Genomic DNA, 22152 nt, shown 5'->3' on the forward strand with positions numbered 1-22152 from the left:
ATCCTATGGCCATTGCCACATATGATGCGGGCTGTTTTTCTTGAAAATGACCGGAACGAGATGAAAGCACGAACGGCCTTATTGGCAGCGCTGGTACTCAGTGGCTGCCAAAACCTGAGCCATCAGGATGACCGGGCGCTAGCGGTACTAGAGCCGATCAAGTCCAGCCAAGTCAATAAAAAAGCACATAAAAAATATGCGTCGGGCATGCTATTTGGTGATGACCAGATAGATGAAACGAGCAGTACAGACAATCTGTGGGTGCGGATCAGCGATGATATGCAACTTGATACCACAGACAATGAACGGATCCGCAAGCAACGGGAGTGGCTGCTGCGCAATGATAATCATCTAGCCACCATTGCGAGCCGAGCCGAGCCCTACCTGTATCTTATCGTCGAGGAGATCGAACGGCGTGGGCTACCCATGGAGCTCGTGACGATCCCCATGATTGAGAGCATGTTTGATCCTCATGCACGCTCGCGCAGTAATGCTGTTGGGCTGTGGCAGTTTGTACCCGCTACCGGCAAAAATTTTGGTCTACGTCGTGATAATTGGTACGACGGACGGCGTGATGTGTTGGCATCAACCAGCGCTGCCCTTGATTATATTCAGTACCTGAACCGTTTCTTTGACGGTGATTGGCTGCAAACCTTGGCTGCTTACAACGCCGGTGAAGGTAGGGTCCGTAACGCGATCCAACGTAATCAACGAGCTGGGCGGCCAACGGATTACTGGTCACTTGATCTCCCTCGGGAAACCCAGATGTACGTCCCTAAAATTCTGGCCATGGCAGACATGATCAGTAATGCGGACAAGTACAACGTTACCCTGCCGGTGCTGGCTAACGAGCCAAAATTGCGGGTCGTGAATACGGGCGGCCAGCTTGATCTTAACGTTGCAGCCCAGCTGGCAGGTTTGCGCACAGCACAGCTTAAAGAGGTTAATCCCGCGTTAAGCCGTGGGGTGACCTCGCCAAAAGGCCCATACCGTTTGTTGGTGCCTGTTGAATATGCCGATACGCTTGAACTCGCCTTGGCTGATCTGCCTAAAAATGAGCGGGTACGTACTCGTACCTATCAGGTGGCCAGTGGTGATACGTTGTCGCGTATTGCCCAAAACCAAGGTGTTAGTGTTGCCGAGTTGAAGTTGGCCAATAATCTGCGGAGTAATAATCTGCGCCGTGGGCAACAACTGGCGATCCCTGCTAATGGTCAACCTAGCAAGGCGTTGACGAACACGACCAAGCCGCAGCAGCTTGCCAGCCGTACCCGCAGTAAAGCCAAGGTGCAATATCAGGTGCGTTCTGGTGACAATCTGTGGAGTATTAGCCAAGTGCATGGCATATCTCATAATGAGCTGGCCAAGTGGAATGGTTTGAAGGCGAACGCCTCTTTAAAGCCAGGTATGAAACTGGTGGTCTACTCCCCTAAGAGAAAGAGCAACCAGTCAATGGTGTATCAGGTTAAACGTGGCGATTCTATCTCCTCGATTGCCGCACGTTTTCAAGTCGCTATCAATGATGTGATGCGTTGGAATCAGTTGGATAAAACCGATTACCTCAAACCGGGCCAGGAGCTGACGTTGTTTGTCAAAAACAACAGTTAAGTAAGAGGCTATTGGTTTAACCGCGGGGGCACGTCAACAGACGTGCCCCCGTTTTGCTATGGGGGGATATCTCCTTAGCGCCACAACTGAGTGGGGGTCACGAGCAGCAAGGTTCGTTGACCGATGGCCACATTGGCATTCGGAAAGACGATTGCCTCATGATTTTTTTCCACGCAATAGCGCAGTTCACCATCTTCGGCCAGCAAAAAACCTTGAGGAAACTCGGTGAAGTTGTCGGCGTCTTGGGCAAAAAGAAAGCGAAAATCGGAGGTTTTTTTATGAAGCACGCGATCAATGGCAAACAGCTTAAAATCATCGGCATGCCAAGGTGCTAGTAGAATATCATCTTGTGTGATCAGGGCTTGTAGCGTGTGGCTGATGTCGACGAAGCGAGTCATGTCATTCTCGCCAAACGGGCGAACTTGACCTAGCTCGATGGTAAAGGCATGGGCGCCGTGCTGATGCGAGCTGTAGTAGCTAAAGGTGGTAGTTGGCGCATTTGACAGCAGGATAGTACGAACCCCACAAGCCCCGAGAAATTGCACCTGTGCCTGATCATGCCCACGCTGATGCAAGAAAGGATAGACGGCAAATTTCTCGTAGCGCGAGCCACGAATCGCGGTATGCAGGTCATAGTGATAGCGGGGCCGAGCGGGATCGGTAAAAAAGCGGCTCACATACTGCTCCAACGCCATAGCGCGGGTCCGCTCCCGATTACACTGCCCCTCTCCCTTACTGTGAGCGCCGGAGAACAGCCTGTTGAGGTTCTCTGCCACTTCACGGACGCCCAAATTAATGGCCGCTGGGTTACCAAACAGAAACAGTACTCGCTGCCGTGCCACCAGCTCCCCACTAAGTAATCGAGTCAATAGGTGGTTACAAATCTCGATCGGCGCTGTTTCGTTACCATGGACTCCACAAGAGAGCACAATATCTTTTTTTCCGCACCGCTCAGGTGGCGGCTCGAGACAGAGAACGCCGGTATCCCACACCTGCACGCGGGTGCCATCTGCTAGATCGTATGTGAACGGTTCAAGCAGCCATTCATGGCGACAAGTCAGCGCTAAAAAGTCATAGTGGGGGATCATCCGTTTCACCCTTAAGGATCAAAGAACCATAGCGGGATTATACGTAAGGCGGCCAAGCTTAAAATTCATTATTTAGCTCAATGCCCCCTGTTTGGCGTGGTGCCTAGCGACGACATCATAATGGGATGGGGGCTGAGAGCACGGCAGCTCAAACGAAGGAGATCAATATCGATAATAAGAACAAGGTCAAGCCAACCTACGCCTCACAAGCGCTGTCATCGCTGGAGCCACATCACAATGAGCATCCTTGCTCACTAGAGATAGCACGAGTTAGCTACGCCAAAATGGTTTAGTGGTCTCTTGATAACGGTCTGCTTCGTTTAGCCCAATATCTTTGAGCAAATAATCAGGCAGTTCAGAGAGCTGGCGCCGGCTGCGGCTACGTTCAAGCCAGACCAGCAGCAAGGTTTTTGCGTGAGTAAGCAGATGGATCGAATGGGGCTGGGCTTGGGTATCGCAGGTATGGGAGTAGGTCATGTTGGCCATAAGGTGGCTCCTGTTGGCAACGTCTGGCGTGCGGCAAATGGGTTGCGCAGAGATTAACCACAAATGGAAAAAGGCTCAATTGACCGATTTTGATGTGTCGCATAAGTAAAACTAATATCAAGCATGACCCGTTGTTATCTCGCGCAGATAGCCGGCGAACGGTGTGGTGGGGCAGGCTATAGCGGCCTGGCAACATGAATCACGTTATGGGTAGGAAGAGACAAAAAAATCCGAAACTGGCTGACCAGTTTCGGATTTTTATCAGCCTAATGATGACCGCATCGTGAGCAAAATTAGGTTAAGCCAACCAATCTAAGGCAGGTTATTAAGCCTTGGATTTCTTCTTACTGCTGTCGGCTTTGACGTCGACCTTGACCGCTAATGGGGCTTCTTCAGTGAAGGGGCGGCCGTAGTAGGTGTCCATCAGGATGGCCTTGAGCTCGGTGATCAATGGGTAACGCGGGTTAGCGCCGGTGCACTGATCATCAAAGGCTTCGAGGGCCAGCTGGTCGACCTTAGCTAGGAAATCAGCCTCATTGACACCCGCCTCACGGATAGAGGTCGGAATGCCGAGGGTGGCTTTCAGCTCATCCAACCATGCTAACAGCTTCTCAATCTTGGCTGCAGTACGGTCACTGGCGTTGGTCAGACCTAAATGGTCGGCAATTTCAGCGTAACGACGGCGAGCTTGCGGACGGTCGTACTGAGAGAACGCGGTCTGCTTGGTCGGGTTGTCGTTAGCGTTGTAGCGGATCACGTTGCTGATCAACAGCGCGTTAGACAGGCCATGGGGGATGTGGAACTCAGCCCCGAGTTTGTGTGCCATCGAGTGGCATACCCCTAAGAAGGCGTTAGCGAACGCGATACCCGCGATGGTTGCGGCGTTATGTACCTTCTCACGAGCCACCGGATCGTTAGCGCCATTGACATAGCTAGATGGCAGGTACTCTTTGAGCAGTTTCAGCGCTTGCAACGCTTGACCGTCGGAGTACTCGTTGGCCAACACGGAAACATACGCTTCCATCGCGTGCGTCACCGCATCGATACCGCCGAAGGCACAGAGGGACTTAGGCATGTTCATGACCAAGTTAGCATCCACAATCGCCATGTTCGGGGTCAGCTCGTAGTCAGCCAGTGGGTACTTCATGCCCGTAGCATCATCGGTCACAACAGCAAACGGCGTCACTTCAGAACCGGTGCCCGATGTGGTGGTGATACAGACCAGCTCGGCTTTCACGCCCATTTTCGGGAACTTGTAGATACGCTTGCGGATATCCATGAAGCGCATTGCCAGATCTTCAAATGCGGTGTTCGGGTGCTCGTACATCACCCACATGATCTTGGCCGCATCCATCGGTGAACCACCGCCCAGCGCCACGATCACGTCAGGTTTGAAGGAGTTTGCCATTTCGGCACCCTTGCGTACCACTGACAGGGTCGGGTCAGCTTCTACTTCGTAGAACACTTCGACTTCCATGTTCTGCTTCTTGAGCAGGCGGACCACTTCGTCAGCGTAACCATTGTTGAACAAGAAACGGTCGGTAACGACCATGGCGCGCTTTTTACCGTCTAAATCGCCCAAGGCAATCGGTAAAGAACCACGACGGAAGTAGATAGACTTCGGTAGTTTGTGCCACAGCATATTTTCTGCCCGTTTTGCGACTGTTTTCTTGTTAATCAGGTGCTTAGGACCCACGTTCTCGGAGATAGAGTTACCACTCCAAGAACCGCAACCCAGCGTCAGTGACGGGGCCAGCGCAAAGTTATAGAGGTCACCGATCCCACCTTGGGTGGACGGGGTGTTGATCAGGATCCGCGCGGTTTTCATCTTGTCGCCGAAGTATTTGATCCGGTCGGCGTTAAGGTCTTGGTCAGTGTAAAGGCCTGAGGTGTGGCCGATACCACCGATATTGACCATATCACAGGCCATGTCGACAGCTTGTTCGAAGTTCTTAGCGCGGAACATCCCCAAGGTTGGCGAGAGTTTCTCATGCGCAAACTCGTCCTCTGCACAGAGCTCTAACCCTTCACCAATCAGGATCTTGGTATTGCTTGGCACGGTGACACCGGCCATGGCGGCGATCTTGGTGGCGGGCTGCCCGACGATGTCTGCGTTCAGCGCCCCGTTGATCAACAGCACCTTGCGAACTTTGTCTGCTTCTTCTTTAGACAGAATGTAGCCAGCGTGCGTAGCGAAACGCTCTTTGACTTGGTTATAGATGGAATCAACCACGATAACCGCCTGCTCGGAGGCGCAAACTACACCGTTATCAAAGGTTTTAGACATCAAAATGGAGGCAACGGCACGTTTAATATCGGCGGTTTCATCAATGACGATGGGCACGTTACCCGCACCTACCCCGATAGCCGGTTTACCGGAAGAGTAAGCCGCTTTCACCATGCCTGGGCCACCGGTGGCCAAGATCAGGTTGATGTCGTTGTGTTTCATCAGGGCGTTAGAGAGTTCAACCGAAGGTTGATCAATCCAGCCGATGATATCTTTCGGCGCACCGGCAGCAATCGCCGCGTCCAACACCAGCTTGGCAGCAGTATTGGTCGAGTTCTTAGCGCGGGGGTGCGGGGAGAAGATAATGGCGTTACGGGTCTTGAGCGAGATCAGCGCTTTAAAGATGGCGGTTGAGGTTGGGTTGGTGGTCGGTACGATACCGCAGATGATGCCAACCGGCTCGGCGATGGTGATGGTGCCCATCTCGTCATCCTGGCTCAGGATGCCGCAGGTTTTTTCATCTTTATAAGCGTTGTAGATATATTCGGAGGCGAAGTGGTTCTTAATAACCTTGTCTTCGATGATGCCCATCCCTGATTCGGCTACGGCCATTTGGGCCAGAGGGATACGTGCATTGCTAGCGGCCAGGGCAGCAGCGCGGAACACCTTGTCGACTTGCTCTTGTGAGAAGCTAGCGAACTCACGTTGTGCTTCTTTAACGCGAGCGACCAGTGCATCCAGTTCTGCCAAATTGGTTACTGCCATGTTTATCTCCTGATGATTTGAAAACTGTTTAGTAAAACCTTGGCAAGGCCCTGCAATGATAGTCACTTTACTCGGACACTCATCACCTTCACGGGCAGTTGCATACCTTACTAAATTGCTTTCTGGGTCGATTATAGAGCGGGGGTGACCCAGAAAATGCTGATCTCGATCAAGTGTTGCAAAAGAACAAAAGAAATTTTATTTCAGAATCCACCCCCTCATTCGTTAATAAAATGTAACCAAGGAGAGATTCTAAATGAATCCTTTGGCGATGTGAATCGCCCCCTCGTCTGTAACCGCCAGCAGCCATGGAAACAGGTTAAATCGCTTGCGATTGGCTCATATAGCGCTGAGTCTGCTGCGGGCGAACATGTGGGGAGGAGGGCATCCAGCAAGATTTTCCGTTAGTGATTGTCCGTTATGCTCTTTTTTCCGCTGGGCGATAGCGGTTTGTTTGGTACGACGCTCGGTGATGGTGTAAATTTACGCGCGAAAATGATGGGGTAGCCTCACGGCTTGGCACAATTTTTTGGAGCAGGCGCCTATGGCAGCAGTTGACGTCTCTTTGTATTTGAAATTTTTTGTCGGTTTATTTGCAATCATCAACCCCTTGGGCTTGCTGCCGGTGTTTGTCAGCTTGACCAGTCACCATACCCAAGCCGAACGGATGAAAACCAACACCACCGCCAATATTGCCGTGATGGTGATTTTGCTGGTCTCCATGTACATGGGGCAGCTGATTTTAGATGGTTTCGGGATTTCGCTGGCCTCGTTTCGCATTGCGGGTGGGTCGCTGATCACCCTGATCGCCTGGTCGATGCTGCAAGGTAAGCTGGGCGAGGTAAAACACAACAAACAAGAGAAGGGTGAACTGGCGGTTCGTGAGTCTATCGCGGTGGTGCCGCTTGCCCTGCCGTTGATGGCGGGCCCTGGGGCGATTTCGTCGGTGATCGTTTATGCCAGCCAGAGCCACTGGCAACAGCTGCTCGGTATGTCGGTGGTGGTGGTGGTGTTTGCCTTCTGTTCTTGGCTGATTTTTCGGGCGGCCCCTTTGCTGTTCAAAGTGATGGGGAATACCGGTATCAACGTGGTCACTCGGATCATGGGGCTTATCATGATGTCGCTAGGGATCGAGATCATGGTGGCCGGCATCAAGGGGGTCTTCCCTAGCCTAATGTGAGCCAGATCTGTTTTGTTAAGGCCGGTCCGAGTGACCGGCTTTTTATTGGTTGCTTTTTAAGATTTATTTTCTAGAATCGAGCGATTTTTCTATCAGGTATATCTTCAACAGCCTATTTAAATGCTGTTTTTGAGATCAAAATCTAATTTTTTAACCATATATCGCCATATTTTCTGACAATATCGGTTACGTTTCGCCGATCTGCAGGAAATTATGCTGGAAACGGGCTGCTCGCCTTATTGATATCAAATCACCCATGGAATGATCTTAATTGGAGTACGGAAATGACTCATAAAAAAGCAATGATACCTACCCTGTTCATGGCGGCTGTGGTGGCTGCTATCCCTGCAACTCACGCCGCTGACGTGCCAGCGGGCACCCAGCTTGCGAAGGTGCAGGAATTGGTCAAAGGCAATGGCGCTGAGCCTGCTTCGCTCGACCCGCATAAAACCGAAGGGGTGCCAGAGTCGCAGATTTTGCGTGATCTATTTGAAGGGTTAATAAGCTCTGGGCCAAAGGGCGAAGTGTTACCCGGTGTCGCGCAATCATGGGAAACCAAAGACAATAAACACTATCTGTTTCATCTGCGTAAAAACGCCAAATGGTCCAACGGCGATCCTGTCACTGCCCACGATTTTGAATATGCCTTTAAACGGGCAGTCGATCCGAAGACCGCCTCTCCTTACGCTTGGTATCTCGAAATCCCGACCATTATCAATGCCAGCGATATTATTGCGGGTAAAAAACCAGCCGAGACCCTCGGAGTAAAGGCGATTGATGATTACACCTTCGAGGTGCAGCTTGAAAAAGCGGTGCCCTATTTCGTCAGCATGCTCTCTCGCACTACCACTTATCCAGTGCCCAAAAAGGTGATTGCGCAGTTTGGTGACAAGTGGACCCAGCCCGGCAATATGGTATCTAACGGTGCCTATGCCCTCAGCCAATGGGTGGTGAACGAGCGAATTGAAGTGGAGCGCAACAAGCACTACTGGAACGATGCTAAAACCGTCATCAATCAAGTCACCTATTTGCCCATCGATAACAATGCAGATCTGAATCGCTATCTGGCTGGCGAAGTGGATATGACCTATCAAATGCCCATCGAGCGCTTCAAACAGATGAAGAAAGAGAAGCCCGATGAGCTAAAAGTGACCGGTTACGTTGGCACTTATTTCTACACTTTTAACGTCAAGCGCAAACCCTATGATGACGTGCGGGTACGCACCGCACTGACCTATGCCATCGATCGTAACGTGATTGCCGACAAGGTGATGGGGCAGGGCCAGCAGCCAGCGTATGGGTTGGTGCCTGATTTTGTCGACGGCTTTAAACCGACCGCCCCTGAGTGGTCCAAGCTAACGCAAGCTGAGCGCAATACTCAGGCGAAAGGACTGCTGAGCGAAGCGGGCTATGGCCCAGGCAACCCCCTTAAGCTGGATCTGCTCTATAACACCGACGATAACCACAAAAGAGTGGCGGTTGCAGTTGCCTCCATGTGGAAACAGCTTGGTGTCGAGGTAAGCTTGGTCAATCAGGAGTGGAAAACCTATCTGGATAGCCTGAAACAGGGCCAGTTTGATGTGGCTCGCCGTGGCTGGATTGCTGACTATAACGAAGCGTCCTCCCTGCTGGATCTGATGCAGACCACCCATGGCAACAACGATGGCAAGTACAGCAACCCCGCCTTTGACCAGCTGATGGACTCATCGCGCGATCAAGTCGATGCTGCGGCGCGCAGCAAGGTTTACCAGCAAGCGGAAGCGCTGCTGGCCAAGGATATGCCGATTGCCCCTATCTACCAATATGTGACTGCCCGCATGGTGCAGCCCTATGTGGGCGGCTATCCGGCCAACCCGCTGGATGAGCTGCATAGCAAAGAGATGTACATCGTTGCACATTGATGCCATCGCAGACATCAGTAGGCAGAGCAAGGCCCGCCACTTGGCGGGCCTTTAAGTCGCGAAGCGCCACTGGGCAGGGGAACGACCGTCGCTCAGTGTGACCGCGAACCGTTGGACGCTGTACAAGACAGGTATTGTCTATGTTGAAATTCATTCTGAAACGGCTACTAGCCGCAATCCCGACGTTGTTGGTGCTGATCACCATCTCGTTTTTTATGATGCGCCTCGCCCCAGGTAACCCCTTTACCAGCGAACGTGCGCTCCCCCCTGAAGTGATCGCCAATATCGAAGCCAAATATGGCTTCGATAAACCGATAGGCATGCAATACCTCACCTATCTGGGCAATTTGCTGCAAGGGGACTTGGGCCCGTCGTTTAAATACAAAGATTTCACCGTCAATGATCTGGTGAGCAAAGCGCTGCCGGTCTCCGCCAAGATTGGCACCGTGGCCTTCTTGCTAGCGGTGATGCTCGGGGTGACCTTTGGCACCCTTGCTGCGCTCAAACAAAATACGCTGCTTGACTATCTGTTGATGTCATCGGCCATGGCGGGGGTGGTGATCCCCGGTTTTGTGCTGGCACCCTTGCTGGTGCTGTTTTTCAGTATTTACCTAGGCTGGTTGCCAGCCGGTGGCTGGCAGGGGGGCGGCATCCAGTTCATGGTGCTGCCAGTGGTGGGCATGATGATGTACTACATCTCGGCCATCTCGCGGATCATGCGCGGCAGCATGATCGAGACCATGAACGCCAACTTCATTCGCACCGCCCGCGCGAAAGGCTTGCCGCTGCGCCACATCATTCTCAAACATGCCCTGCGTCCCGCCATGCTGCCGGTGGTCTCTTATCTGGGCCCCGCCTTTGTTGGCATCATTACCGGCTCGGTGGTGATCGAAACCATCTTCGGTCTGCCGGGGATCGGTCAGCTGTTCGTCAATGGTGCCCTGAACCGTGATTACTCCATGGTGCTCGGTCTGACCATTTTGGTCGGCGCCCTCACCATCACCTTTAACGCGGTGGTCGATATTCTTTACGCCGTCATCGACCCCAAGATCCGTTACTAATTCGGGAGTTCATCATGGTTGTTTCAACAAAAAATCGCGATGCCGCCCTGGCATTCGCCCAGCAAATGGAGACCGTGAAGGGGCGCTCCCTGTGGCAGGATGCCCAGCGCCGTTTTCTGCGTAACAAGGCTGCCCTCACTAGCCTGATTGTGCTGACATTGATTGGCCTGTCGGTGCTTCTCGGCCCCTCTTTATCCCAATACAACTTCGATGAGCCAGATTGGAACTCCATGCAAACCGCGCCGGAACTGGCGACCGGCCACTTTTTTGGCACGGATAGTCTGGGGCGCGATCTGTTTGTGCGCACCCTGCTGGGGGGGCGCATTTCGCTGATGGTCGGCATCATGGGTGCCATGGTGGCGGTGGTGATCGGCACCCTCTATGGTGCTGCGTCCGGTTTTATCGGCGGGCGGGTCGATAGCCTGATGATGCGGGTGCTCGAAATCTTAAACGCCTTCCCCTTCATGTTCTTTGTGATCATGCTGGTGACCTTCTTTGGCCGTAATTTAGCGCTCATTTTTATCGCTATCGGGGCGGTGAGTTGGCTCGACATGGCGCGGATTGTCCGTGGCCAAACCTTAAGCCTCAAGAGCAAGGAGTTTATCGAGGCGGCCCACGTCTGTGGCGTCTCTAAGTGGAAAATCATTACCCGTCATATCGTGCCGAATGTACTGGGGATTGTGGCGGTCTACGCCACCTTGCTGGTGCCGGGCATGATCATGTTTGAATCTTTTCTGAGCTTTTTAGGGCTGGGGGTGCAAGAGCCCATGACCAGTTGGGGGGCTCTGCTCGATGAAGGCTCCAAGTCGATGGAAGTGGCGATTTGGCAACTGCTGTTCCCCGCCGGTTTTATGGTGGTGACCCTGTTTTGCTTCAACTTCCTCGGGGATGGTCTGCGTGACGCCCTCGATCCGAAAGATCGTTAATTGAGCATCGGATCGACAGGAAAGCATCACGAAAGATCGATAAGGAATTTTGATATGAAGTTACTGGATGTGAAAGATCTGCGGGTCGAGTTCAAGACCCCTGACGGCAATGTGGTGGCGGTCAATGATCTCAATTTCTCGCTGGCGGCGGGGGAAACCTTGGGCATCGTCGGTGAGTCTGGTTCGGGTAAATCCCAGACGGCGTTCGCCATCATGGGGCTGCTGGCCAAAAACGGGGTGGTCACTGGGTCTGCTCGGTTTCAGGGGAATGAGATCCTCAATCTGCCTGAGTCTGCCCTCAACAGGATCCGTGCCGACAAGATTGCCATGATCTTCCAAGACCCGATGACCTCGCTCAACCCCTATATGAAGGTGAAGGATCAGCTGATGGAAGTGCTGATGCTGCATAAAGGGGTGAGCAAAACGGAGGCGCTCGAAGAGTCGGTACGGATGCTCGATGCGGTGAAGATCCCTGAAGCGCGCAAGCGGATGGGGATGTATCCCCACGAATTTTCTGGCGGCATGCGCCAGCGGGTGATGATTGCCATGGCGCTGCTCTGCCGGCCACAACTGCTGATTGCCGATGAGCCAACTACCGCACTCGACGTGACGGTGCAGGCCCAAATCATGACCTTGATGAACGAGCTCAAGCGCGAGTTCAACACCGCCATTATCATGATCACTCACGACCTAGGGGTGGTCGCCGGCATTTGTAACAAGGTACTGGTGATGTACGCTGGCCGCACCATGGAGTACGGCAAGGTAGACGATATTTTCTACCGTCCGAGCCACCCTTACACTGAGGGGTTACTGCGCGCCATTCCCCGTCTTGATAGCGAAGGTGAGGCGCTGTTGACCATCCCGGGCAATCCACCCAACTTGCTACGGTTGCCGACCGGCTGCCCCTTCCAAGAGCGGTGCCACCGAGTGAGCGAGATTTGCACGCAGCACTCTCCGGTACTGACGCCGTTTAATGACGGCCGAGTGCGGGCCTGTCACTGGGTGTCGGATGTCATCACCCAGGGGGTGAACTAAATGAGCGCTGAAAAAAAATTGCTGTTGGATGTGTCAGATCTCAAAGTGCACTTTCGTATTAAAAGTGGCAAAGCGTGGCCATGGGCCAAGCCAGCAGAGCTCAAGGCGGTTGATGGTGTTAACTTGCGTCTGTATGAGGGGGAGACCCTCGGCGTGGTGGGCGAATCTGGCTGCGGTAAATCGACCTTTGCCCGCGCCATCATCGGATTGGTGCCAGCGACGGCGGGCAAGGTAGTGTGGCTGGGTGAAGATCTCACCCAGCTTGATCACCACGCTCTGCGGGAGAAGCGCAAAGCGATCCAGATGATCTTTCAAGACCCGCTGGCCTCGTTAAACCCAAGGATGACCATCGGCGACATCATTGCCGAGCCGCTTATCACCTTCTACCCCGATCTGCCAAAGGAGACGGTGAAGGAGAAGGTGCGCACCATGATGAGCAAGGTGGGGCTCTTGCCCAACCTGGTCAACCGCTATCCCCACGAGTTCTCCGGCGGCCAGTGTCAGCGGATCGGCATTGCCCGAGCGCTGATCCTCGAGCCCAAGATGATCATCTGCGATGAGCCGGTGTCGGCGCTCGATGTGTCGATTCAGGCGCAGGTGGTCAATTTGCTCAAATCCCTGCAAAAGGAGATGGGGCTGTCGCTTATCTTCATCGCTCACGATCTGTCGGTGGTGAAACATATCTCTGATCGGGTGCTGGTGATGTATTTGGGCAATGCGGTGGAGCTCGGTACCCGCCAAGAGATCTTCGCTAACCCGCTGCACCCTTACACCAAGGCGCTGATGTCGGCGGTGCCGATCCCAGACCCTGAGCAGGAGCGCAACAAGGTGATCCAGATCCTAGAAGGTGACCTGCCCTCGCCGATGAACCCGCCGTCCGGTTGCGTGTTTCGCACCCGTTGCCCGCAGGCGGGCCCCGAGTGTGCCAACACTCGGCCCCAGCTGGTGGGGAGCGTCGAACACGGGGTGGCCTGCCTCAAAGTGGGGGCAATCGGGAGTGAGTAATAACGAGGTCGCCACAGCATTGTGTAATGGCACCTCGTTTGATCTGGCTTGGCGCAAGTCACATCAGCTGTTACTATCCGCCTCAACAAGGGGAGTAACTTCTCGCTGGTTTGTCGTCAATACGGTGCACCCATCTCCTGCAGTGCACCCGGCAGCCGGGCAGTCGATAAAGATCGGCTGTAAGTGAGACCTTGCCGAGAGGCAAGGTGGATCTGCTCTAAATGCAAACCCACGCCGCTCGGCTGTGGGTTTTGTCGTTTTTAGGAGAGGTAAAAATGGGTGAATGGTGGATGTGGGCCAGTTTCTTTTGCATTGTGCTGGTGCTGTTATGGATCGACATACGCTTTGTTGGCGGCGGCAAATCCCACAAGGTGTCGCTCAAAGAGGCCGGCATCTGGTCGCTGATCTGGGTCAGCGTGGCGCTGCTCTTCAATCTCGCTATCTGGTTTTGGCTGGATCACAGCGCGGGCCGTGACATTGCTAACCAGAAGGGACTGGAGTTTCTCACCGGCTACCTCATCGAGAAAGCGCTGGCGGTGGATAACGTCTTCGTCTGGCTGATGCTGTTTGGCTACTTTGCCATTCCGGCCGAACTACAGCGCCGGGTGCTGCTGTACGGGGTACTGGGCGCCATCGTGATGCGGGCGGGCATGGTGTTCGCAGGCAGTTGGCTGATTGAGCAGTTCCACTGGGTGCTCTATCTGTTCGGTGCCTTCTTGCTGTTGACTGGCGCCAAAATGCTGTGGGCTGCCGACAAGGAGCCGGATCTGGCCAACAATCCGCTGCTAGGCTGGATGCGTCGCCGCTTTAAGGTGACTGAGACCCTGGAAGGGGAGAAGTTCTTCGTCTGGCGTGACGGTGTGCGCTATGCCACCCCGCTGCTGCTCATTTTGGTGCTGGTGGAGGTGAGCGATCTTATCTTCGCGGTGGACAGTATCCCGGCTATCTTCGCGGTGACCACCGATCCCTTTATCGTGCTCACCTCCAACATCTTTGCCATCATGGGGCTACGTGCCATGTACTTCCTGCTGGCGGGAGTTGCCGAGCGTTTTGCGCTGCTTAAATACGGTCTGGCGCTGATCCTGATGTTTATCGGGGTCAAGATGTTGCTATTGGATGTTTTTAAGATCCCAACCGGTATTGCACTCGGGGTGGTCGCGTTGATCCTGCTGGCCTCCATGGGACTCAGCCTCTTCGTGACCCGGAAAAAGACCGCTTGAGCGTGGTAGATGATCAAGCACTGCCAACAAGGGCTCCTGCGGGAGCCCTTGTTCATATCCTGTTATCCGCGCTTGATCTTCTTGGGGTTGCTGTAACCCCAGATGGTGTATAGGTCTGCCAGCAAGGCTCCGTTGTACTCCTCCAGATCGGCCTGTTTTACCTCGGCCTGACCCTGTCGACCAAACAGTACCACCTCGTCGCCGGGTTTGACTCCTTTGAGATCGGTCACATCCACCATGATGGTGTTCATGGAGGTCTTGCCGACCACGGGTACTTTTTGCCCTTGGATCAGCACATAGGCCTTGTTGCTGAGCGCACGGCGGTAGCCGTCGGAATAACCCAGCGGCAGGTTGGCGAGCCAGGTGTCACGCTTGAGGGTAAAGGTGCGGTCATAACCGACGGTGTTACCCGCTGCATAGTGGTTGACCGAGGCGACCTGGGTCTTGAATGCCATTACCCGCTTGTATTCGGTGTGGGAGGGGATGGAATCACCGTAGAGCAGGCCGCCCGGGCGCACCATGTCGAAGTAGGCGTCCGGTACGGCCAGGGTGGCGAAGGAGTTGGCGGCGTGGAGGGTGATCTTGCTGCGATCCAGCTTGCCCGCCTCCAGTAACCATTGGGAGTCCAGTTTGAACTGGGCCAGCCCCAGCTTGACGTCCTCTTTCTCCTCCACCGGGAAGTGGGTCATGATGCCAACGGGGGTGACCCCCTTAAGCGTGAGGATCGCCAGTGCATCTTGTTTGCCGTCAGTCAGTTGCAGGTCGATGCCGTTGCGGCTCATGCCAGCAGAGTTGAGGGCGATATGCACCGGAATGCTGGTGTGGTGGCGCTGGGCGATGTCGGCGATGCCTTGAGCACTCACCAGACTGCCGATCAGCTCTTCCATCTTGTAGGGGAGCGCCTGTTCTACTTCGGCTGGGGTGGCGGCGCGTACCCGCATCAGGCGGCCGGTAAAGCCTTTTTCACGGGCGACCCGCGCCTCTTCGTTGCTGGCAATGCCGATGCAGGGAATAGCGGCCTCAATGACCGAGGGAACCAGCAGGTCGATACCATGTCCGTAGGCGTCGGCCTTCATGATGGCGCAGATCTGCGGCCCCTGATCGCCGAGGCGATCTTTAAGGGTCTGGATATTGTGTTCAAAGGCGGTTAAGTCCACCTCCAGCCAAGCGTTGCTAACGGTCTGCTCCTGACCGTTGCGCTGATCTGCAGCCAAGGGGAGATAGGGCGCTGCCAAGGCTTGGCCCGTGAGTAGGCCGAAGATCAGGGTAGCCAGCAGAGTTTTCTTGTGCATAGTGATTCCTTTTGTTGGTCGCGTTGGATAGTTTGGATTGGGTCGGCTACATTAGTGGTAATTTAACCACAACTTGTTGTTATTATTATGATATTTCCCACACTTAACGGGTGCTGGTTGGTTGGGAGTCTAGCGTAACAAGGGGGTCGATGGACCCTTATCGGGGGAAGGAAATGGTCAATTTTGAGTTACGTTTGCCACCACCACTGGTCTTCCTGCTCTGTGCAGGGGCCGCGTGGTGGCTGAGAGGGGAGAGCCAGCCCAGCCTCTGGGCAATGGCGCTGATGGCTGTGTTGATCCTAGTGGGGGCCATCATGGGGTTTGGGGCCCTACAACGGTTTCGTCACCATCAGACCACGGTCAGCCCCACCAAGCCTCATGACACTAGCCGTCTGGTGACCTGTGGCGTCTATCGTGTCAGCCGCAATCCGATGTATCTGGGGTTGCTTTGCTGGCTGGCCGCTTGGGACTGTTATCTTGGGGGTATCTGGGTCTGGGTGGGACCGATCGTGCTGGTGGCTTGGTTGACCCGCTTCCAGATCATGCCGGAGGAGCGGTTGCTGCGCGCCCGCTTTGGCGACGAGTATGTGGCGTATTGTCAGCGCGTTCGCCGTTGGTGTTGAAGGGGAGTAGCCTGTGTGGGGTGAGCGGATAAACCGGATGGAACCTGCTGGATAAAGAGAACCCCGAGCATGCCCAAGGTTCTCGAGAATGAAGGTTAGAAAAAATCGGCTTTCTCGTCCTTGGTGGGTTCGAGGCTCCAGTCGGTGGCATCGTTGCTGCTGGTGATCAGCCCCTTTTCTCGCCACAGCTTGATCCTAAGGCGCAGGTTGTTAGCTGAGTCGGCATGTTTCACCGCTTCCTCTTCATCAATCACCCCTTCAACCAGCAGGTCGAACAGGGCGCCATCGAAGGTGACCATGCCAAGTTCTCTGGACTTTTCCATCACCTCTTTGAGGTTGTCAAATTCGCCCCGCTTGATCAGGTCGCGGATGGTGTGAGTACCCAGCATGACCTCCACCGCGGCGCGGCGGCCTCCGTCGGTGGTATTGACCAGCCGCTGCGAGACAAATGCCTGGAGGTTATTGCCCAGATCGTGCAACAGCTGGGGGCGGCGCTCTTCAGGAAAGAAGTTGATGATCCGATCCAGTGCCTGATTGGCGTTATTGGCATGGAGTGTCGAGATAGCCAGATGGCCAGTTTCGGAGAACGCCAGCGCATGTTCCATGGTTTCACGGTCACGGATTTCGCCGATCAGGATCACATCGGGGGCTTGGCGCAGGGTATTTTTCAGCGCGGCGTGAAAGCTGCGGGTATCTACCCCGACTTCCCGCTGGTTGATGATGCTTTTGTGGTGGCGATGAACAAACTCCACCGGATCTTCAATGGTGATGATGTGGCCGCCGCTATGACGGTTGCGATGATCAATCAAAGCGGCCAGTGAGGTGGATTTCCCTGACCCAGTGCCGCCAACAAACAGCACCAGCCCGCGTTTTGCCATGATGCAATCGAGCAGCACCGACGGCAGTTTGAGATCCTCAAAGCGGGGGATCTCGGTCTTAATATTGCGGGCTACCAGGGAAATTTCATTACGCTGCTTGAAGATATTGACCCGAAAACGGCCTATTTGGGGCAATGAGATGGCCAAGTTCATCTCGAGATCTCGCTCAAACTGGGCTTTTTGCTCCCGATCCATAATGGCATCGGCAATGGCGGCTACGTCACCGGGATTGAGTGGCACATCGCTTAATGGCCGCAGTACCCCGTTAAATTTGGCGCTAGGCGGCGCGCCAGTTGAAAGGTAGAGGTCCGAACCATCCTGGTTGGCCAATGTTTGTAACATGTCGTGCAATTCCATGGTGTTACCTCGTCTTACGTTGCTTCGTCCAGCAAGAAGATGCCTGTTCACTGTTATGCTAAAACTGTTGTGCTAAAAGTGGTGGGGGCAGATCACCCGCCGGTGAGTTTTTCACGAAATACAAAAAAGACCGCCCCCAAAATACAGAGTCCAGCCCATAAATAGTCCCATTTCAGGTCCTCTTTCAGATAAAAGAGAGAGAAAGGCACAAAGACGGTGAGGGTGATCACCTCCTGCAAAATTTTGAGCTGACCGACGCTCATCACGGTATGGCCGATGCGGTTAGCGGGTACCTGCAGCAGATATTCGAACAGCGCGATGCCCCAGCTGACTAATGCGGCGATGATCCAAGGCTTGTGATTCATGCTCTTGAGATGGGCATACCAAGCAAAGGTCATAAATACGTTACTACACAGCAACAGACCAATGCTGGTAATGATAGGGTTCATAAGGTTCTCCTTTAAAATCAATTGCATGTTATCGTTGCACCATTTGTTTTCATAATGGATACGTTCGGGTATTTTGTAGCCAGCGTAGTCAGGTGGAATAAAAAAATGCATAAAACATATTGGCTGGTTTTGATCCTGTTACAAAGCTGGGCCGTTCATGCCAAGGCGGTGTTGACGGTCGCCACCGATGCTTGGCCGCCGTTTCGTATTGTCGCTCCTAATGGTCAACTGCATGGTATCGATATTGCTATCTTGCGCCGCTTAGAGCAGTTAAGTGGGGTGAGTTTACAGATCAAACAGGTGCCATGGGGGAGAGCGCTCAAGCAGATGGAAACAGGACAAGTTGACCTGATGATTGGGCTGGCAATGTCTCCTGCTCGCGCCCACTATATCGATTATTTGCAACCCTCTTACTACCAGTGCCGAACTGTGTTTTATGGTAAAGCGGCGGCGGCAAAAGCGTTGCGCACCTACGAAGACCTGAAAGGGCAAACGGTAGGGTATGTCCTTAATTCGGTTTATTTTGACCCCTTTGACTCGGATAGCGAGATCCACAAATATGGTGTTCGTAACGAGGCACTGTTGTTACAAATGGTTAAGCGAGATCGCCTGCCCCTGATGATTGGTGGTGATTGTCAGGTCGATTATGCCTTAAGCCTTATTAACGATTCAGAGCTGCAAAAGGCGGAGTATCACTCTCCCCAGGCGATGAAATTGTATCTGGCCATGAGTAAACGCTCCCCTAATCAGGCACTCAAACCCTTGCTGGTGCAGGCATTGCAGCAACTGATCGATAGCGGTGAAATCGCCACGTTGGCAAAACCGTATCAGCATTAATCGGCACTCCTGTTATCATCTCGCCCCATCATCAGGATAGGACGAGCAATTAAGTCGGCCCATCGCTCTGGTATTTTCGGGGAGTTTGCTTTGTACCTCTCTTTGCTCGCTCGTCAGCAACGCTGGCAACGTCGCTGGCTATGTGGGCTTACCTTACTGACCTTGCTGCTGTTTTTGTGCTCCCTGATGTGGGGGCAGTTTGTGCTGCGGCCTTGGCAGCCTCTCGCAGAGATGGAGCGGCAGATCTTGTGGGAATTGCGCTTGCCACGAGCCCTGCTGGCCTTACTCGCGGGTGCCGCACTGGCTTGTGGTGGCGCTGTGCTGCAGGTGATGTTACACAATCCGGTAGCAGAGCCCGGACTGCTTGGCGTCTCGAGCGGGGCAGGGCTAGCCGCCATGGTGGCGATGGCGGTGGCCAAATCCCTCGGCCTCTATCTGCCCGGCTGGGGGCTGTCGCTGGCGGCGTTTAGTGGCGCCCTGCTGGTGACCATGCTGCTCATTCGGCTGGCTCGCCGAGCCCGTCTCGGCCATGCTCGCTTGCTGCTGTTTGGGGTGGCCATCGGTATTCTCACCAATGCCGCCATGACCTGGTTGATGTACTTTGCCGATGACGGCTCCTTGCGTGAATTTATGTTCTGGATGATGGGCAGCCTCTCTTACGGTAGCCAGCAGTTCGGCTGGTGGTGGCTGGTGCTGCCGCTCACCCTGGGCTGGCTCTGTTGGCAGGGTAAGGCGCTGCAACAGTTACTGTTGGGGGAGACCCAAGCCCGTCTGATGGGGATGGATGTCGACCAGATGCGGGTGCGGCTGGTGCTGGCGGTCTGTCTGCTGACCGGTGTGGCAGTGTCTCTGTGTGGCGTCATCGGCTTTGTCGGGTTGGTAGTGCCCCATCTGCTGCGGCTGTGCGGTGGCAGCGATCAGCGCTTCCTATTGCCTGCCTCTGCGCTCGGCGGCGGGGCCCTGCTGCTGGCAGCCGATCTAGTGGCGCGCTCGGCCTTAAGTGCCGGTGAGTTGCCCATCGGGGTGATTACCGCCTCGGTGGGGGCGCCGCTCTTTATCTATCTGTTATTGAGGCAAGATGCTGATGGCGCCCGCTGATCCCATGCCTGTTGCTTCTCGTGCTGCTGTGCCGCTGCTGGAGGCGCGTGCGCTCGCTATTGCCGAGCGGCTCTCCCCCCTTGATATCCGCTGGCATGGCGGCCAGCTGGTGGCACTGCTCGGCCCCAATGGCAGTGGCAAGTCGACCCTGCTCGGCGCGTTGGCGGGGATTTTGCCCACCGAGGGCACAGTGCTGCTGGGGGGGGGCGTGCTCACTGACCTGAGCTGGCCAGATCTTGCCAAACGGCGCGCCATGCTGCCCCAGCGTCAGCCCCAGCTGTTTCATATTCCGGTGTTTCAGGTGTTGAGCCTCGGGCTTGATGAGACGGTTGCGCCCGCCAGACAGAGCGAGGCGATCACGGCGCTGTGCGAGGCGCTGGAGCTGGAGGCTTTGCTGGCTCGTGATTTCAGCCGCTTGTCGGGCGGTGAACAGCAGCGAGTGCTGATTGCCCGCACCCTGCTGCAGGTGTGGCCGAGCCTCAATCCGACCGGCAAGGTGCTGCTGCTGGACGAGCCGCTGGCGGGGCTCGACCTGCATCATCAGCTGGCGCTGTTGCGGTTGCTGAAAACCCTGGCCGGGCAGGGATTGCTGGTGGTGCTCGCCATCCACGATATCAATCTGGCTATCGACTGGGCCGACCGAATTCTCTGCCTGCAAGGGGGCGCGGTGGTGCGCGAAGGCGGTGTCGAACTGGTGGATGAGGCGCTGCTGGAGCAGGTATTCCAGATCCGCACCGACCGCATCGAAGCAGCAGGGCGGGTCTGGTTTATGCCCAGTTTGTAAGTCGGGTGTCGAGGAAAGAGTGCTCGGGTAGGGTCGATTAGCGAAGCGTAATCGGCCGACAGCAAGCAGAAGGGGCCGGTATCAACAAATACCGGCCCCTTTGGTTTGATTCGCAGCTCAAGCTTGTTTGCTCAGGCGTACCTGCGCTGCCTCTGCCAGCAGGGTTTCAGTGTCGCTCCACGACCAGCAGGCATCGGTGATGCTCTGGCCGAAGGGTGATGCCGCAGCCGTTACCGCAGGCTTGCTTTGTTCAACCGTACCAGTGCGGCTTCTGCCAGCATCGCCAACAGGGTTTCAGTGTCGCTCCACGACAAGCAGGCATCGGTGATGCTCTGGCCAAAGGTAGCTGCGCAGCCATTTTCCACATCCTGCCGCCCTTCCACCAAGAAGCTCTCGGCCATGATGCCGGCGATGCCGGTGCGACCACGGCGCAGTTGATCGCAGATATCTTGCGCCACCAGCAGCTGGCGGCGGTGATCCTTCATGCTGTTGCCGTGGCTAAAATCGACCACCAGACGCTCCGGCAGGCCCACGTCGGCCAGCGCTTCGCACGCTTCGTCAATGCTGGCGGTGTCGTAGTTAGGCCGGTGGCCGCCACGCAAGATCACATGACCAAACGGATTGCCGTTGGTGCGGTAGATGGTCATCTTGCCGTCTTTATCCGGTGAATAAAAAATGTGGCTGTGACGGGCGGCACGCACCGCATCGATGGCAATACGGGTATTGCCGTCGGTGCCGTTCTTGAAGCCGACCGGGCAGGAGAGGGCGGAGGCCATCTCGCGGTGTACCTGGGATTCGGTGGTGCGCGCACCGATGGCACCCCAGGTGATGAGATCGGCAATATACTGGCCGGTTACCATATCGAGGAATTCGGTGGCGGTGGGCATGCCGATCTCGTTGATGTCGACCAGTAGTTTGCGCGCCAGTTTCAACCCTTCGTTGACGTCGAAACTGCCATCGAGGCGCGGATCGTTGATCAGCCCTTTCCAGCCGACGATGGTGCGCGGCTTCTCGAAGTAGGTGCGCATCACGATGCACAGGCTCTCTTTATACTGCTCGCGCAGGGCATTGAGGCGACGGGCATATTCGTGGGCGGCGACGGGATCATGGATGGAGCAGGGGCCAACGATGACCAGCAGGCGCTGATCGTCTCCAGCCAGAATGGCTTCCACCTCGCGACGGGCATCTAGCAGGTTTTGGGCAATGGCATCGGTGATGGGGAAGGCGTGGGCCAGCTCGCTTGGGGTGATCAGTGACTCTAGGCGACGGGTGCGCAATTCATCGGTGTGAATGGACATACAGCTTAGTTCTCGAGTGGGTAATGTGGGTAGC

Annotated in this window: 19 protein-coding genes; 12 read left to right on the forward strand and 7 right to left on the reverse strand. The window is 54.9% G+C overall.

What is annotated here, in order from left to right; translation table 11 throughout:
- Window positions 1-60 precede the first annotated feature (60 nt).
- A complete protein-coding gene (locus tag CUC53_RS09580; RefSeq protein WP_100293951.1) occupies window positions 61-1608 on the forward strand; it encodes a lytic transglycosylase in 1548 nt (515 codons plus the stop codon).
- Window positions 1609-1682: 74 nt separating this feature from the next.
- On the opposite strand, the gene astE is transcribed toward CUC53_RS09580, so the two are convergent.
- The 3 genes from astE to adhE all read right to left on the reverse strand — a co-directional run bounded on the left by astE (window position 1683) and on the right by adhE (window position 6174).
- Window positions 1683-2696, reverse strand: coding sequence for a succinylglutamate desuccinylase (gene astE / locus CUC53_RS09585; RefSeq protein ID WP_100293952.1), 1014 nt, complete (start codon window positions 2694-2696; stop codon window positions 1683-1685).
- 270 nt (window positions 2697-2966) lie between these two features.
- A complete protein-coding gene (locus CUC53_RS09590) occupies window positions 2967-3182 on the reverse strand; it encodes a DUF1127 domain-containing protein (RefSeq protein WP_100293953.1) in 216 nt (71 codons plus the stop codon).
- A gap of 325 nt (window positions 3183-3507) precedes the next feature.
- Window positions 3508-6174, reverse strand: coding sequence for a bifunctional acetaldehyde-CoA/alcohol dehydrogenase (gene adhE / locus CUC53_RS09595; RefSeq protein WP_100293954.1), 2667 nt, complete (start codon window positions 6172-6174; stop codon window positions 3508-3510).
- Between the two features lie 544 nt (window positions 6175-6718).
- On the opposite strand from adhE, the gene CUC53_RS09600 reads away from it, so the two are divergent.
- The 7 genes from CUC53_RS09600 (at window position 6719) to CUC53_RS09630 (ending at window position 14502) form a co-directional block, all read left to right on the forward strand.
- The gene (locus CUC53_RS09600) at window positions 6719-7354 is read left to right on the forward strand and encodes a YchE family NAAT transporter (protein WP_100293955.1); all 636 of its coding nucleotides are present in this window, start codon (window positions 6719-6721) and stop codon (window positions 7352-7354) included.
- Window positions 7355-7638: 284 nt separating this feature from the next.
- The gene (locus CUC53_RS09605) at window positions 7639-9255 is read left to right on the forward strand and encodes an ABC transporter substrate-binding protein (protein WP_100293956.1); all 1617 of its coding nucleotides are present in this window, start codon (window positions 7639-7641) and stop codon (window positions 9253-9255) included.
- Window positions 9256-9395: 140 nt separating this feature from the next.
- Window positions 9396-10316 (forward strand): oligopeptide ABC transporter permease OppB, encoded by a 921-nt coding sequence (oppB, locus tag CUC53_RS09610; RefSeq protein ID WP_100293957.1) that lies wholly within the window; start codon window positions 9396-9398, stop codon window positions 10314-10316.
- A gap of 14 nt (window positions 10317-10330) precedes the next feature.
- Window positions 10331-11242, forward strand: a complete 912-nt coding sequence (gene oppC, locus CUC53_RS09615) for an oligopeptide ABC transporter permease OppC (RefSeq protein ID WP_100293958.1) — start codon at window positions 10331-10333, stop codon at window positions 11240-11242.
- A gap of 54 nt (window positions 11243-11296) precedes the next feature.
- On the forward strand, window positions 11297-12277 hold the full coding sequence (gene oppD, locus CUC53_RS09620) for an ABC transporter ATP-binding protein (protein ID WP_100293959.1): 981 nt from the start codon (window positions 11297-11299) through the stop codon (window positions 12275-12277).
- Window positions 12278-13282, forward strand: a complete 1005-nt coding sequence (gene oppF / locus CUC53_RS09625; RefSeq protein WP_100293960.1) for a murein tripeptide/oligopeptide ABC transporter ATP binding protein OppF — start codon at window positions 12278-12280, stop codon at window positions 13280-13282.
- Window positions 13283-13557: 275 nt separating this feature from the next.
- Window positions 13558-14502 carry a TerC family protein gene (locus tag CUC53_RS09630; protein WP_100293961.1) on the forward strand — a complete coding sequence of 315 codons (945 nt, stop codon included), beginning with the start codon at window positions 13558-13560 and terminating at the stop codon, window positions 14500-14502.
- A gap of 62 nt (window positions 14503-14564) precedes the next feature.
- On the opposite strand, the gene alr is transcribed toward CUC53_RS09630, so the two are convergent.
- Entirely contained in the window at window positions 14565-15794 is a 1230-nt protein-coding gene (gene alr / locus CUC53_RS09635; RefSeq protein WP_100293962.1) for an alanine racemase, read from the reverse strand.
- 173 nt (window positions 15795-15967) lie between these two features.
- Between alr and CUC53_RS09640 the strand changes: the two genes are divergently transcribed.
- A complete protein-coding gene (locus CUC53_RS09640; RefSeq protein WP_100293963.1) occupies window positions 15968-16417 on the forward strand; it encodes a methyltransferase family protein in 450 nt (149 codons plus the stop codon).
- A 95-nt stretch (window positions 16418-16512) separates the two neighbouring features.
- On the opposite strand, the gene tapW is transcribed toward CUC53_RS09640, so the two are convergent.
- Both tapW and CUC53_RS09650 read right to left on the reverse strand, forming a co-directional pair.
- The gene (gene tapW / locus CUC53_RS09645) at window positions 16513-17652 is read right to left on the reverse strand and encodes a type IVa pilus ATPase TapW (protein WP_100293964.1); all 1140 of its coding nucleotides are present in this window, start codon (window positions 17650-17652) and stop codon (window positions 16513-16515) included.
- 92 nt (window positions 17653-17744) lie between these two features.
- Complete coding sequence (locus CUC53_RS09650; protein ID WP_100293965.1) at window positions 17745-18101, reverse strand: DMT family protein; 357 nt, start codon at window positions 18099-18101, stop codon at window positions 17745-17747.
- Between the two features lie 105 nt (window positions 18102-18206).
- On the opposite strand from CUC53_RS09650, the gene CUC53_RS09655 reads away from it, so the two are divergent.
- The 3 genes from CUC53_RS09655 to CUC53_RS09665 all read left to right on the forward strand — a co-directional run bounded on the left by CUC53_RS09655 (window position 18207) and on the right by CUC53_RS09665 (window position 20820).
- Window positions 18207-18938, forward strand: coding sequence for a substrate-binding periplasmic protein (locus tag CUC53_RS09655; RefSeq protein WP_100293966.1), 732 nt, complete (start codon window positions 18207-18209; stop codon window positions 18936-18938).
- A 90-nt stretch (window positions 18939-19028) separates the two neighbouring features.
- Window positions 19029-20036 (forward strand): vitamin B12 ABC transporter permease BtuC, encoded by a 1008-nt coding sequence (btuC, locus tag CUC53_RS09660; RefSeq protein ID WP_100293967.1) that lies wholly within the window; start codon window positions 19029-19031, stop codon window positions 20034-20036.
- Window positions 20023-20820 (forward strand): ATP-binding cassette domain-containing protein, encoded by a 798-nt coding sequence (locus CUC53_RS09665; protein WP_167386729.1) that lies wholly within the window; start codon window positions 20023-20025, stop codon window positions 20818-20820. The genes btuC and CUC53_RS09665 overlap by 14 nt, the downstream gene beginning before the upstream one ends.
- Before the next feature lie 230 nt (window positions 20821-21050).
- Here the strand turns inward: CUC53_RS09665 and CUC53_RS09670 are convergent, their stop codons facing one another.
- Window positions 21051-22118: a 3-deoxy-7-phosphoheptulonate synthase gene (locus CUC53_RS09670; protein WP_100293968.1), complete on the reverse strand. Its 1068-nt coding sequence runs from the start codon at window positions 22116-22118 to the stop codon at window positions 21051-21053.
- Between the last annotated feature and the right edge of the window lie 34 nt (window positions 22119-22152).

It is taken from the genome of Aeromonas cavernicola, from assembly GCF_002795305.1.
Classification (GTDB): Bacteria; Pseudomonadota; Gammaproteobacteria; order Enterobacterales; family Aeromonadaceae; genus Aeromonas; species Aeromonas cavernicola.